The following is a 15,240-nucleotide window of genomic DNA, read 5'->3' as shown; positions in this document are numbered from 1 at the left end:
TTTAAACAAAATCTTTAAGTAAGCACAAATAAGCATCTTCGAGGTGGGGCAGAACATTTACTGCATCGGGTGTTGGTTTTTCCTTTGCCAGACAGCGGACTTTAATGTTCTCGCCATCGCGCATGTGGTGCACAATGAGTTGTTTGTTGGCCATGTTGTCGAATTCCCTCGCGGGAACCGAAAATTGCCACACAAAGTTGTTGCCCATGTTTACCATATCGGTAGGTGTGCCAAAGTATTTCAGGTTACCGCGGTTAATAACGGCCACCTGGTTACACGAACTCGAAATGTCTTCGATAATGTGAGTCGAGAAAATTACGATTCGTTCGCGGCTGAGTTCCACCAGCAGGTTCCGGAAACGGATGCGTTCGCGCGGGTCGAGACCGGCAGTAGGTTCGTCCACAACCAGGATCCGTGGCAGGTTCAGCAATATTTGCGCAATCCCGATGCGTTGTTTCATCCCTCCCGAGAAGGAGCCGATCTTGTCGTTCCTGCGTTCGTACATATGCACGTTTTTCAGCACGTACTCCAAACGTTCGTTTCGCGTTTTGGTGTCTTTGATACCTTTCAGAATCGCCTGGTAATCGAGGAATTCCCAGGCCGACATGTTTTCGTACGTTCCGAAAGCCTGCGGCAGGTAACCGATCAGGCCCTGCAATTCTTCGCGGTATTTTTGTGTGTCGAGTCCGTTGATCCAGATCTTTCCGTAACTCTGTTCGAGGATACCGGTGATAATCCGCATCATGGTAGATTTACCGGCACCGTTGGGCCCCAGCAAACCAAACATGCCGGTTTTTATTTCAAGCGAAACCCCGTTCAATGCCCGGAAAGGCTTCTTGCGTTTACCAACAACCGGTATTTGACGGATCAATGTGAAATAAGCACGGCGTAAAACGCTGAGACGACCTTCGATGCGGGCAATGTTCAGGTTCTTTTTCTGAATGTACTCGGCCGAACTGTAAATGATCAGCAGCAGGTACCAGATAATGGCCACAAAAATCACCATCCCGAGGTTGTCCCAGTTCCTGTAAAAGATAAACAGGAAAACAGCCGGAACAGCCCAGTAAATCAGGTTGTAGATCCATTTATTTAGTTTCAGGTAGAAAATTTTTCCCGTTGCTTCGTGTTTGTTTATAAGTATCTGCTGAACCGGTATTCGCAGCGACAGCAGGAAGAAAAATACGGTGTGGGAAAGAATCCACATCCAAAGATTGCTTTCGAGGTAAAAGAACGTGAAATAGACGAGGAACCCGAAGAGCGGTAACTGCCAAATCATGTCGTAGAAGTCGCGCAAGCTTTTGTAGTCGCGTGTCAGTCCGGCACGTTCCCTGATTTTGATGCCCGATTTCCACTCACGTACAAAACGTGAATCGCGGTCGTAGATTTTTACCAGCTTTTGTACCTTGATACGGATCGGTTCGTTTTCGTCGATCACTTTTTCGTTGGCCTGGCGGAGGCTGGTCATTACAAAAGCAACGATGCCGGGCACCAGGATAATAAGTAGCATAAAGTCGAGCAATTGCCAGATAAAGCTGTCTACCTTCAGGTAGACCAATACCGAGCCAAGCACAAAAATGCTCAGCATTCCGGCTTTAAGGCCCCAGTGCAGCGATTTTATCCAGTTGAGCGAGTTCTCCAACCCGGCATAAAGCGTTGGGATGAAAACAAGTGTAAGCAGTGTGCTAAGCGATAAGCCGCCGATTACGGTAATGGCAAACGGAGCACCGATGGCTCCTACATATTCCGCTTGGCCCATTGCCAGCGGGAACAAAGCTACAATGGTGGTAATGGCTGTAATCAGGATCGGGCGAACGCGCGAAAGTCCGGCGGCCATTAATGCCCGCGACTTCCGGAAGCCCCGTTTTCGCAGAATGTTGGTGTAGTCGATAAGGATAATCCCGTTGTTGACCACCACCCCAATCAGGATAATAAATCCCATTAAAGTATTGGCGTTAAACAGGCTGTTTCCGGTAAAAATGAGCGCCAGGAAGGAGCCGATTGCTGCCAGCGGGATCGAAAACATCAGTACAAAAGGAGTGGAAAGCGATTCAAAAACTGAGGCCAGAATCATCAGAATCAATATAAATGCTGCTGCAATCAGGAATTTGAACTCCGCATACTGGTCCTCTTCGTGAATTACCTGTACCGCCACGCCCGAGGGCAATTTGTAGGAACTGATGATATCGTCAATTTCCAGGCGGTAAGCTTCCAGCAGGTCTTTTGAGTCTTCTGCTTCGTTGATAAAGCGGTAATTCAGTTCAATTTGTTTTTCCTGGTTAACTCGCGTTATCCGTGCCATTCCTTCGGCGTACACCAGGTCGGCCAAATCCTGTAATTCGTGGGTGGCTCCCTGGTTATTGCTGATGGGAAGTCGACGCAAATCTTCCATCCCTTTTTCCGAGTCATCTTCCTCCACTCCTTCCGGGAGTTTCTCCTTTATCACAATTTCGTATTCCTCGGTGCCTTGTTTGAAATTTACGCCCGACGTAAATTCGCGGGTAAACGTGCGCAGATCAGCGGCAATGTTGTTAAGCGTGACACCGTATTCGGTGAGCAAAAGCTGGTTGAAATAGAGGTGTACCTCGGGTCGGTTGCGCGATACGCTGATACTGGCCCTGCGGATGGATTCAAGGTCTTCGATGTAATAGAGCAGGTCTTCGGCCACGCCTTTCATTACTTCAAAGTTTTCACCTTTAATAACGATGCGTTCCTGGTTGCTGCCGATCCCCATAAACTGGGCAAATCCCTGCGAACCTGAACGCCCGCCGCCACCACCGCCACCACGGAAACTGGAGCTGGAAGCAGGTGCTTCGAGGCTGATTTCTGCCTGCGAAATATTTTTTACACGGTCTTCCACGTCTTTCTTGATTTCGGCTACGGTGCGGTCGTCAATGTCTTTATAGTCGTCTGTCAAAATGAAAGTCAGGATCGCTTCCTCTTCTTCAATTTTGGAAATCAGGTCTTTCTTTTCCTTGATGTCGTTCAGGCGGCTTTCCACTTCGGCCACTACTTTGTCGGTAGCTTCCAGTGTCGACCCGGTTGGCATGGTCACATACACCGAGAACTGGGTTTCTTCCACTTCACTCAGGTTGTTTACACTTATGGCCAACACAATAAACACGGTTAGGAAGAACAGAACGATGGCGCCGATAATGGTTCTTGCCGGAACACGCATACTTGCTTTCAGCAATAAAATGTAGATCTGAATGATGCGGTTGTTAGTGGTTACTTTTTCGTAAAAGATGTTGTGTTTTTTCTTCCCTTTCAAAAGTAAATGAGCCCCCATGGGGATGAGCAGCAAGGCGACAAACAACGAAACAATCAGGGTGGAAATAATGGATACGCCCACGTGATTTCCGAGTAGCTTCACCATGTAGTCGGTTGAGAATACAAAGGGCAGAAACACGGTAATGGTGGTAAGCGTGGCCGCCAGAATAGAGCGCCATACTTCCTGTGTTCCCTGTGTAACCGATTGTTCGGGGCTCATTTTATTCCCCGACAAGCGGTAGATATTCTCCAGTACCACAATGCTGTTGTCGAGAAGCATCCCGATGGCGAGTACCAAACCCACCAGTGTTAAACTGTTCAGCGAAATATTAAAGGCATAGAACAGGTTGAAGGCGGTGAATACCGAAATGGGCATTGCCAGCGCGATAAAGGAAACAATGCGCATGTTTTTCAGGAACATCCAGAGCACAAAAATAGCCAGCAATCCACCCACCAGCGCCAGGTTTATGATCTGGTCGATGTTGTTTTCCATGGTTTCGGCCAGGTTGGTCTGCACCACTATTTCCACATCTTTTGATGCCAGCTTTTGATTCAACGTGGCGATTTGATCCTGCACCTTGTGCGATAATTCGATGAGGTTGGCCTGCGAATCGCTGACGAGTAGCATCGAAACGGCATCGAGCCCGTTAATACGGCTGATGGACGTTTCTTCTTTCACGCCAAAAAACACATCGGCCACGTCCTTCAAAAAGATCGGTCCGTCGGCCACCACAATGTTCTCGATGTCTGAAACATTGTCGTATTCAGCGGTTACATGTACAAAGTATTTTTTGTCCGATTCGTGCAGGTAGCCGGCAAATGTGCGGTTTTGCGAATTCCCTGAAATGGCACTGCTGATTTGGGCCGGTGTAATTCCGTAGGCTTCGCAGGCAGCTGCATCGTAGGTAACTTCAATCGAGCGTTCTTTACCACCGTAAACCGTAACCGAAGCAACGCCGTCCACGTTTTCCATTTCCGCGGTTATTTCCTGGTCAACGATGTTGCGCACACGGTCCACCCCGCCACTTCCTCTTACCTGCAGTTCCATAAACTGGTTGGTGAGCTGCTCAATGTCGACCTTGTTCACCACCACCACAAAGTTGTCGTCGAGGCTGGCGCTTACCAGGTCAATCTTTTCCTGTAGTTTCAGGAAGGTGTATTTAAAGTTGACGTTCTGCTTAAAGTTGACCTGAATGGAAGCCGACTGGTTGTTGATGTACGACTCCATGCTTTCAATGCCTTCCATGGTACCAATGGCGCCTTCGATCGGGATCACAGCCTGGTTCTCCATGTACTTGGGATCGACCTGGGTGCGCGACTGGATCTGCACAAAAAGCATGGGCAGCTCGGCATTGGGCATTAATTCCACCGGCAGCCTTTTGTAGGAGATGTACCCAAGCATGGTCAGCCCCAAAAAAAGCATGCTGATGAATATTTTTCTATGTATGATGAATTTCATTTTTCTTCTTTTTGCGGAAGTCTTTATGGAAAGACATTATTGACGTTCCTTTCTTCCATTCATCTACCTATTCAGCAATTTCAACTGCTGGTGTATCTTCCGATTTTACAAACAATCCCCGGACTCTGTCCAGTACATCGTATGCACAGGGAATCACCACCAGTGTGAGCAGGGTAGATGTTACCAAACCTCCCACAACTGCCAGGGCCATCGGAGAGCGCAGCGAAGCGCTTTCGCCAAAGCCTACCGTAAGCGGAAGCAAGGCCAGGATAGTGGTTAAACTGGTCATGATGATCGGGCGGATACGTTGCTGCCCCGCCTGTAGTATCGCCTGTGTGCGGTCCAGCCCGTCTTTTCGCAGCTGGTTGATCCGGTCCACCAGAATGATGGAGTCGTTCACCGCAATACCCACCAGCATGATCACCCCGATAATGGCCATGATGTTGATGGTTTTTCCGAGGATAAAAAAGATGAGGATCGTTCCTACAACGGCCAGTGGTATGGTGAGCAGGATGGTAAACGGATGGATCAGCGATTCGAACTGCGAAGCCAGCACCATGTAGACCAAAACGATGGAAAGCAGCAGCGCAAAGGCCAGATTGTCGAGCGATTCCTGTCTCTTTTCCTCTTCGCCGGTTACCAGAATGCGGTAATCGGGCTGAAGATCGATACCGGCAGTGGCTTCGCGAATTTCTTTGGAAACGTGGTCGAGCGCCATGCCTTTGTCCATTTGTGCAGTTACTTTTCCAAGTCTATTCTGGTTTCTGCGAATGATTTCTTTGGGTGAAACCCCGTAAGAAATATCGGCGATTTCATTCAGGCGGAATACCTGGTCGCCCGAAGTAATCAGGAAGGAACTTATTTCGTCGATGCCTTTTTCGGGCACTTTGATGGTAATGTCCTGCATTTCGCCGTTTCGTTCCAGCTCGCCTGCTTCTTTTCCTTCCAGCTGTTCCTGAATCTGGCTGATAACAGTAGCTATGTTGATGCCGTACATTCCGGCGCGCATCCTGTCTACCTTGATTTCCACTTCCGGCGCTCCGTCTTCTATCGAAGTTTTAATATTGAACAGGCCGTTGATCCCCTGCATTTTTTCTTTTACCTGGTTCACAACGTTTTCTATTTCATCCATTTCTGTCCCCCGAACTTCCACCACTACCGGAGCATCTTCGGTTCCGAGGATGGATTGCAGCGCACTTTCTTCCTGCGTAAAACTAAGTTCGAGTCCTTCAATGTTGGCGGTGAGCTTATCCAGTGTTTTTACAATGCTTTCGGTGTTGATGGTAGCATCTTCTTTCAGAATGATCTTCATTTCTGCCGTGTTTTCTCCCTGGAAAACAGCGTTGGCATCACCGGTCATTCCGCTTGACGGGCCAGCTTGCGAATAAATGGTTGCCAGGTTATCACCCAGGTAATCCATCAAAATGCTTTCGATGCTTTTTACGGTGGCTTCGGTACGTTCCAGTTTGGTACCTTCCTGTAACTTCAGTTCAACCGTCAGTTCCCGGGTTTCGGTTTTGGGCATAAACTCGGTTCCGATAAAAGGAATCAGCAGAGCAGAGGCAGCGATCGAAACTGTTGTGAAGATAATTACCAGCCATTTGGCTTTCAGTATTTTTTGAAGAAAGCGGCCGTAGCCTCCCACTTTAATGGATTTCGCTTTTAACGGTGCTTTTTGGTTCCGGTAAAAACGATGGTACATCATCGGAATCAGGAAAATGGCCACCACCAGCGACGAAAGCAACGAGAAAGCCACGGTCCATGCCTGGTCTTTGAACAACTCTCCGGAAGCTCCGTGCAGGTATACGATCGGCAGAAAAACAATGATCGTGGTTAGCGTTGACGCGGTAATGGCACCCCCCACCTGAGCAGTCCCTGAAATGGCGGCTTCGCGCACACTCATTCCGTTTTCGTGGTTTCGGAATATGTTCTCCATTACCACAATGGCGTTATCAACCAGCATACCTGCCCCCAATGCAAGTCCTCCCAAAGTCATGATGTTAATGGTGAGGTGGTTGAAGTACATCAGGTTGAAGGTGGCGATGATCGAAATAGGGATGGCCACACTCACAATCACAGTAGTTCCGATTCTTCTCAGGAAAAGGAACAGAATGAATACGGCCAGCAGAATACCGATAAGGGCTGTTTCCTGCACCTCGCCAATGGCGCTGCTGATAAAGCGGCCCTGGTTGGAAACAACGGTAAGTTTGTACCCGGGCAGCGCCTTTTCGATGGAAACCAGCGCTTCGTTGATCTGTTCCACCGATTTTACGGTATTGTATTTTGTTTCCTTGTAGATCGATAATCCAACACAACGTTCGCCGTTGATGTGCACAATGTTGGTGGGTTTTTTATTGCCGATGTGAATACTTGCCACGTCTTTCAGATAGATCGGCGCCATTTCGTTGCTGGAGCGTGTTTGCCCGGCAGTTTGGCTGTGCACGGTTTTGTAGCCTACAATCAGGTTCTGGAAATCTTCGATCGATTGCAGCATGGAAACACCTTTAACAATGTACTGTGTTCCCATGTCGGTAATGCGGCCACCCGATACGTTTCGGTTGAAATTTTGGATGCGGTTGGCTACTTCATCCATCGACAGGTTTTGTGCTTCGAGCCGGTAAACATCGGTTTCAATAATCACTTCGCTTTCTTCCTGCCCGGAAAGTTCAACTTCGGCCACACCTTCGAGACGTACCAGTTCGTTGCGGATGTAATTCTCCGCTACTTTCCGGATCTCGTTCATGTCGGTGATTTCGTTGTGTGTCAGCCCGATGGTCATAACCGGAGTGGTATTGGGATCGTGCTGGGTAATTTTCAGCTCGTCGATTTCCGAATTCTGGGTGAGTGTATTCAGTGCTTTTTGCAGGTCGAGGAAAGCCTCGTCCATGTCTTTGTTCCAGGCATATTCCACGGTAATCTGTGCCGATCCAACGCGAGAAACGGAAGTTACCTGGATAACATCGGACTGGCGGATGGCCAGCGCTTCGATGTTTTCCACAAACTGTTTCTCCATCTCTTCGGGTGGTCTTTCTCCCGAAGTCACTTCCACAAAAATGCGCGGAGAATTCAGGTCGGGAAAAAGGTCAACGCCCAGCTTGTCGTACGAAATGTAGCCCAGGAGAATTACCCCCAACACTACCATCAGCACGGTAACCGGATAGTTGACAGAAAATTGCGTTAATTTCTTCATAATATAAAGTTAGAAGTTGGAAGCATGAAGTTGGAAGTGCTGCTGCCTCCTGTTCCCGGCTTCCGGCTTTATTATAAAATCACCTTTACTTTTGAATTGTCGCGAAGCGTTTCAAATCCTTTGATGATCAAACGATCGTTGGGTGCAAGGCCTTCCACAATCTCAATTTCATCCTGGTTTGAAATTCCGGTCGTAATGCGGCGGTCGTCGGCCGAGCTGTTACGGCCCACAACAAACACATATTTTCCGCGCGATCCCGACAGGATAATATCTTTGGGAATAACCACCACGCTGTCTTTTTGGGCGGTGATGATGTTGGCTTTGATAAACATTCCCGGGCGAAGTTTCAGTTCCGGATTGTCGATCTGAAGTTTTCCTGCAAAAGTGCGGGTTTCGTCGCTGATCACCGGCGACAGTTCGGTCACGCGCCCCGGCAAAGTATCCTGGGTAAGCGTGTAATTGGTAATCAGCACATTTTGCCCTACCTGTACTTCTGAAATATTCTTTTCCGGTAGATTGATTTCCACATACATCTGGTCGTAGCTCATCAGTTTAACCATGGTTTGCCCCGAAGGCACACGCACGCCTTCGGTGTAGTATGGAAGCTCCACAATCACGCCTGCAAAGGGTGCCACCACCTGCATTTTTGCCAGCTGAATCTGTGCCCGTTCAAATTCGTACTGGGCATTGATCGACGAAACTTCCGAATTGCGTAATTCGCGCAAAGTAACGCCGCCTTTTTCGTACAGCGATTTTTGCTTTTCGTATTCCTGCTGCGAAATCTCGAGGTTCAGTTTTTTGGAGTCAATGGTCAGTCCGTTCAGGTATTCTTCGTTTTCAAATTTGATGATCGTCTGGCCTTTTTCAACGCGGTCGCCCAATTTAAACTTACGGCCTGTTTTCGGGTTTACCTGGAGCTGATAATCTCCTTCAATTTCTGAAGTAAGTTCGGTCTCCGACTTTGCCTTGGCCGTTCCGGTGGTGGTTATAAATTGCTGAATGCTTTTTAACTTGACGGTTTCAACTGAAACGGGTACGGCCAGATCGCTGCTTTCTGACGAAGGCTGGTTGTTACACGAAATAGCGCTTGCAACAATAATAGCCAGGTAAAGGAATTTTATATTCTTCATTTTTCTAAGTTTTTCAGTGGTTATTTTTTGTCTTGTGTGAGGTAAAGTTCATTGGGGAGGATTTTTTCTCCTCTTTCAAAATCAAACAGGGATTGAATTTTGAGGTTGAGTAATTCAATCTTGTAATTGATTAGCGCCTGGCTGTATGAGATCTTTTTTTCAGAGAGCTGGGTTTGGTACAAGTTCAGGTCCATACCGGTAAGGTCGCCGTTCTCGTAGCGCTCCAGGTTAATTTCATACGTTAGCTGTGCATTGCGTTCGTTTTGTTTGGCAATGTCGATCTGTGTCAGTTGGTTTTGCAGGTTCCGGTACACCTGGCGAATATCCACGATGATCTGTTTTTTCTCTTCCGACAGGTTTAGTTCCTGCGAGCGGATGGATGCTTCGGCGGCAGCAATCCGTGCTTTCTTTTCGCCCCAGTCGAAGATCGGGATGTTAAAGCTTACTCCTACCGACGGGCTTTTGGTTGGGTTTTCGTAGATGTTTCCAAAATCCTTGTTATCGCCGGTAATCCCAAAACGCAGGTTCATTTCACCTTTAAATTCGTTTAAGGCTTTGGTTTCAATCAAATTGAACTGGCTGTTTTCCACGTCAATTTCGCGCTGGCGAAGCTCCATTCTCGAATCGAGCCCGTTTTGAATAGCGAGATCAAGGTCCACTTTTACCGGGTTGGCGCTAATGTCGGCCAGGATCATGATGTCCTGGTACAAATCCATTCCGAGGTAAAGTTTGAGTTGATCTTTGGCATTCTCGAAATTTACTTCATTGTTTTGAACCGTTGATTTGGCCGTGGAAAGGTTCAGTTCAGCCTGGTATTGTTCTTCTTTGGCAGCCAAACCGGCATTTACCTTGTTAACAATAATGTCGTAGCTTTTCTGGGTATTGGCGAGTTCTTCCTTGGCAATGCTCAGGTTCATCTGGGCCATGTAAACATTGTAGAAATACTGGGTCACATTTTTTTCCAGGTTGAGGCGCTGAATGGCATAGCTGATGTTGGCATTCTCCAGATTCAGCTCCAGCTGTTTCAGCTCCAGTTTCAGTCGGTTGTAGGTAAACAGCGGCTGGTTTAAATTCAGGTATAAATTGTTAAAGAAAACTTTACTTTCACTTTTGTCAGCTGCGAGGGTTGATTTACTGCTCGACCACCCGAATTCGTTGGTTAGAGAGATGGTTCCGTCGGTTGGCAGAATGGGTTGCGAAATGGTGAACAAAGTATTTGATTCGAAATTCTCGTTGGTGTACCATTCTGAAAAACGGTTGTCGAAACGGCGTTGTTTGCTGTAGTTTGCCGGATTCACTTCCAGCGAAAACCTTGATTTCAGGGCAGCGCGCTGTGCTTCCAGGCTTTTTTGATAACGTTCCAGGTTTAGCAGCGATTGTTGCAGATCGGGGCTGCCGGTTTCGGCAATGCTCAAAGCTTTTGCCAGTGTAAGTGCTTCCTGTGCCGGGGCCGTAAAAATGCCCGTTGCAAGGAAAGCTACCAGAAGAATGGTTTTCTGAAATTGTTTGAACTTGCTCTTCTTCATCTTATTAAGTTTGTTTTGTTTTCTATCTTTTAAACTGCCGCATTTTAGCAGAGGGGCCGGTAAATTCTACGATCGTTAACCGGCAGTTGTTATGGTTGCCCAATTTACAATTCCACAATTTTAACCGCATCAGCAAACACCATTCTGAGTTGTGTTTTGTTGCTTAGTTCTATTTTCGCCGTGTCGGGCGAGAAGTAGAACGACCCGAGGTGGTTCCATCCTGTTTCTGCATTCTGGATATCGAGGGCTGCTTCTTCAGGGCCATCGTCTGCGTGGATGATAAAATTGTAGTTCCCTTTATCTTCTCCACGGTCGCGGCCACGCTGGCGCATTTTATACAGGTGAAAATAAACATCGTAGTATCCGGCTTTTTGCACGGGAACATTCCAGGTGGCTACCTGGTCGCCTTCACCACCTTTGATGTAATAGCCCGAACGAACGTATTCTCCGTAGAATTCATCGTTGGTAGTGGCGGTCCAGCTTGTTGGGGGCCTCCACCAGTTTATCCCCTGGTAACGGCGGGTTTGCTGTTTTTCCCTGACAATCATTTTTTCGAGTAAACTCACATGGTGATTGCTGGTGATTTTGAATTGGGGATCTTCATTGTCGACCACCGTTTCGTTGGGCTGTTTTAGCAGAACAGGCACATCGGTAACGATTTCCTTTTCCTCGGGTTTTGCTTTGGGATCTTCTTCAATTTCGCGGAAGCCCTCCATCATGGTTTGCGGAACATTTTTCGAAGTCATGGTATTCAGAATAAGCATTCTTGGTTCGCCATCAAAAAGATAACTTAGTTCTTTTGTCTGGTGTGCCTCCAGAAATACGAGTTTGTTGATGACATCGTCGTTTCCACCGCCGCCACGCGGACCAAAGCCTCCTCTGCCGCCACCGCCGCCCATCCGGAACGATAGTTTCACCAGGCCTTCAACATCCGAGAAGTTGGTTATTTTGGTGCTGATCATTGTTTGCATGGCATCGCCGCTTTTTACTTTCACGGCTTTTACCGGCGCAATTAAGTAACCCGGAAGCGCCCGTGCTTTGAACCAGTCATCCATGATTGGTACCAGCTGAATGTCAAAGGCTTCGTTGATTTGTCGGTCGAAGTCTTCAAAGCTGATATTTTTGAATTTATTCTCAGCCAGTATTTTGCGCAGGAAATCCTCAAATTCCTGTTGTCCGGCTTTCCACTGAATCATCGAGAACAACACATCGCCTTTTAGTTTGATTACATTGTCAACGATGTCTTTCTGATCGGGATTGGCCAGGATTTGCTCAAATGTTTCGTCCTGAAGCGCAATGTTGGCGAGTACGTCTTCGCTTTCTCCGTTCATGTTGCTCATAAAAATCGAGCGCATGTTCAGAGTCTGGTTTTTCAGGTATGCTTCAAATACCCGGTTGGTAATCGGCCATCTGTCAGACTGAATGTTGTTTTGGAAATTGTACAGCATCGGGAAAATAAAATACGGATTTCCAAATTGATTCATGGTCATTTGGCCACGTCTGAAATTGCGGTTCTCTTCGGTTTCGGTAGTGAATTTCCGGAGGAATCCTTCCAGCACCCGAATCTCCTTGTCCTGATCGGTCATTTCGCCTTCGCGTCCACCCCAGCGCCCCATGTATTCTTTTTGCTTGTTAAAATCGGCTTCGCGTATCATAAAACCCTTTTCAGGGAGGAAAATCTGCCCGGGCTGCACCGCCTCCTGAATGGAAGTCCACATGCGCTCGTAGGTTTTAAACTGTGCGGGAACTTCTACAATCGATAAGCTTTTTGCACCGAACTCCAGGTTGTAAGTGCGGATAAAATCTTCAAAACGTTCATTGATAATGGCCGGAATGGTATCTTTTGATTCGGAGAATGCCTGCGAGAAATAGTCGTGCCCTTCGAAATACCAGACACCAAACTCCACGTCTTTCCCTTCTATCTTTTTTTGTTTATAATTTCCGATGGTAAGCGATACCTGCGTTAAAGGATTTTCGTTTTCGAAACGGAACTCTCCGTCCGAAATTTCCCGGATGCTTCCCTGCGAAATAGCCTGTAATCCGGGGCTGGTTTTAACTCGCAGATCAAAACTGGTAAACTGGGGCTGGTGCCAGCTAACATCCTTCGAACTATAAGTAACACCGGCTTTCGGATACCAGTTGGCTTCTTTGGTGAGTAACACAAAATTGGGATCGATAAAAGCATAGCGTTTGTCAACGTTCAAAACAAATTTGCCGTGTTTTTCCAACCTGGTTTCTTCGTCAATGTCAAGGTAGCAATAAGTTTCGTCAATCGATCCTGAGTAGGAAAAGCTGATGTTGACCGTGTCTCCTGCCTGCATGTTCACTTTGTCTGAAACGATCACGAGTTGTTTGTCGCGCAAAAAAGCTGTGGATGTGCCGTTTATTTTCAGGTCAGTTATTTTCAACCCGCCGTTGAGGCTGAAAATCAGTTTTTCCATGGGTTTGGTAGTCGCATTTGTAACTACCAGTTCCGAAGAAACATCAATCGTTTTTCCCTGGTGGGTTACATTCAGGGTGTTGCCCACGATCGAAACCATGGGTTCACTTACATACTTATCATTGAGCTCCACTATCTCAGCCCGTATTTTTTCGGCATTTTTGAAGTAATAAATATGATTGAATGCCAGGTAGCCTGCTCCGCCAATAAACACAATGCTGAAAAGTATGGAGAACCATGTCATTCCTTCAGACTGAGGCAATCGTTTTAGCAAAAATATGGTCAGAAAAATAAAGCCAGCTCCGAGCCCGAAGTAGATTCCGCGGTGTGCCAGAATTACGGGCAGATTACCAAAGCCTACCACATCGGAACTCAGCATCGGGATGTTGAACGCCATGTAGTCGAAGATGTAGTAAAATTTGGCCTGGATCAGGAACAGGGTTATTCCGATGTAACCCAGCACCAGAACAAACGTGATGGCCTGGTTACGGATAACGCTCATCAGCAGAAACGAAAGACCCATGATAAACACCAGGGTAGGGATACTGATCAACAAGAGGTAGATCGCGTAAGAAGCCCAGTTTACAACGGTTCCTTCGCTTAGAAGATTGAAAATAAGTGCCATGATCACCACGGCGATATTCAGGGTCAGGAAAACCTGCATATTGCCCAGCGTTTTCCCGATCACGTATTCGCCGTTGGTCATCGAACGCATGTAGATCACCTCGGTGGTATCGAGTTTTTTGTCGCGTTTTAAGAAATCGGAGGCCAGGAAAACCGCAATAATGGCCTGTGCCACGTTCAGGATTAAGAGGTTAAAATAGGGGATAGCGCTCGGAATGGCCCGGATGGCCCAGCCATCGCTTCCGCCGCCCTCTATCACCATTCCGAAATTCATTCCAAATAAAACCAGTAAGGACAAAACGCTGAATATGCGGAAAAACCAACTGCGGAACAGTGTTTTACGTTCGTACTTGGCAATGGAAAATATGTTGTGTAATGAAATCATTGTTGCAGTTTTAGGCGTTTGACCATTGATCTAGTTTGTTTTCCATAAAATGAACATACGCGTGTTCGAGGTTGGGCGCGATTTGTTTTCCCTGGTAGCCGTTTATGTCGTTGGCCACCACCTGCACTTCCCATCCTCCGTCGATGGGGATGGTGGAAATGACCGGGTATTTTTCGTTGATCTCGAGGTACTCGCGTTCGGTGGCTTCAATTTGCCAAACATTGCCTTCGGCTTGTTTGATCAGCTGCTCGGGCGAACCGGTAAAAGCCAGCTTTCCTCTGTTTAGCAGGGCCATGTTGTCGCAGGTACTCGAAATATCGCCCACAATGTGGGTAGAAAGGATGATGATCACATCGCGGGTGCTGATGCTAGAAAGCAGGTTCCGGAAACGGATGCGTTCTTCGGGATCGAGGCCGGTGGTGGGTTCATCCACAATAATCACTTTGGGGTCGTTGATCAGGGCCTGTGCAATACCGAGGCGTCGTTTCATACCTCCCGAAAGTTTGTTGGCATTCCGGTCGCGTGCTTCAAAAAGCCCTACTTCTTCGAGCATCTGATCTACCGCGGTGCGGCGAACTGCCCCGTTTTTCATTCCTGACAAACGGGCCGTATAGTCGAGAAATTCATAGGTTTTCAATTTTGAAAAAAAGCTGAAGTCTTGTGGGAGATATCCCAGCATCGAACGTATTTGCCTTCTGTTTTTCGATAGTTCAAATTCGTTAAAATAGACTTTGCCACTGGTTGGTTTCATTAGCGTAACCAGTATTCGCATAAGGGTGGATTTCCCGGCTCCGTTGGGTCCCAACAGACCAAACATTCCGTTGGGAATTTCCAGGTTCAGGTTTTTAACGGCGTAACTGCCCCCCTTGTAGATCTTGTTCAGATTTTCGATTCGTATATGCACAGCACAATCATATGGTTAGTGAAACAATAACTTGGACTTTGACTGTTGTCGTCCACAATCGTTTAATCTTGTTAGTCAGGAAAGCAGTCTATAATTACAGTCTTGTTGCTTTTGTTTACCATTGATGTGCAGCTTTTGATTTTTATCCATAAAGTATTCATGATTCCAGCGAATCACCAACAGAAATGAAAGTGAAGATGTATACTCCTATCCGGGATTTGTTTTTAATTTTCAATGCAGAACTCTCAATATCCAATTTCCCGGATTTTGTTGGATATTTTATATTAAAAATTGAGAGTTGAATATTTATTGAAA

Annotated in this window: 6 protein-coding genes; all 6 read right to left on the bottom strand. The window is 47.0% G+C overall.

The genetic code is table 11. From position 1 onward, the window contains the following. Position 1: 1 nt before the first annotated feature. Entirely contained in the window at positions 2-4,726 is a 4,725-nt protein-coding gene (locus D1614_RS07845; RefSeq protein WP_119437333.1) for an efflux RND transporter permease subunit, read from the bottom strand. Positions 4,727-4,793: 67 nt separating this feature from the next. Continuing rightward, the gene (locus D1614_RS07840) at positions 4,794-7,916 is read right to left on the bottom strand and encodes an efflux RND transporter permease subunit (protein ID WP_119437332.1); all 3,123 of its coding nucleotides are present in this window, start codon (positions 7,914-7,916) and stop codon (positions 4,794-4,796) included. Positions 7,917-7,987: 71 nt separating this feature from the next. Beyond that, on the bottom strand, positions 7,988-9,046 hold the full coding sequence (locus D1614_RS07835) for an efflux RND transporter periplasmic adaptor subunit (protein WP_119437331.1): 1,059 nt from the start codon (positions 9,044-9,046) through the stop codon (positions 7,988-7,990). Between the two features lie 20 nt (positions 9,047-9,066). Next, a complete protein-coding gene (locus D1614_RS07830) occupies positions 9,067-10,572 on the bottom strand; it encodes a TolC family protein (RefSeq protein ID WP_119437330.1) in 1,506 nt (501 codons plus the stop codon). A 104-nt stretch (positions 10,573-10,676) separates the two neighbouring features. Further along, a complete protein-coding gene (locus D1614_RS07825) occupies positions 10,677-14,021 on the bottom strand; it encodes a golvesin C-terminal-like domain-containing protein (RefSeq protein WP_147384107.1) in 3,345 nt (1,114 codons plus the stop codon). Positions 14,022-14,031: 10 nt separating this feature from the next. Further along, the gene (locus tag D1614_RS07820) at positions 14,032-14,925 is read right to left on the bottom strand and encodes an ABC transporter ATP-binding protein (protein WP_119437328.1); all 894 of its coding nucleotides are present in this window, start codon (positions 14,923-14,925) and stop codon (positions 14,032-14,034) included. Positions 14,926-15,240: the final 315 nt, after the last annotated feature.

The organism is Maribellus luteus (assembly GCF_003576475.1).
In the GTDB taxonomy this organism is placed as follows: domain Bacteria; phylum Bacteroidota; class Bacteroidia; order Bacteroidales; family Prolixibacteraceae; genus Draconibacterium; species Draconibacterium luteum.
Note: the sequence above shows the minus strand (reverse complement) of the source record. Positions and strands in the feature narration are given on the sequence as shown.

Excerpts from the sequence above, each read along its gene's own strand:
- D1614_RS07845 (WP_119437333.1), bottom strand. The coding sequence starts at position 4,726 with ATGAAATTCATCATACATAGAAAAATATTCATCAGCATGCTTTTTTTG.
- D1614_RS07840 (WP_119437332.1), bottom strand. The coding sequence starts at position 7,916 with ATGAAGAAATTAACGCAATTTTCTGTCAACTATCCGGTTACCGTGCTG.
- D1614_RS07835 (WP_119437331.1), bottom strand. The coding sequence starts at position 9,046 with ATGAAGAATATAAAATTCCTTTACCTGGCTATTATTGTTGCAAGCGCT.
- D1614_RS07830 (WP_119437330.1), bottom strand. The coding sequence starts at position 10,572 with ATGAAGAAGAGCAAGTTCAAACAATTTCAGAAAACCATTCTTCTGGTA.
- D1614_RS07825 (WP_147384107.1), bottom strand. The coding sequence starts at position 14,021 with ATGATTTCATTACACAACATATTTTCCATTGCCAAGTACGAACGTAAA.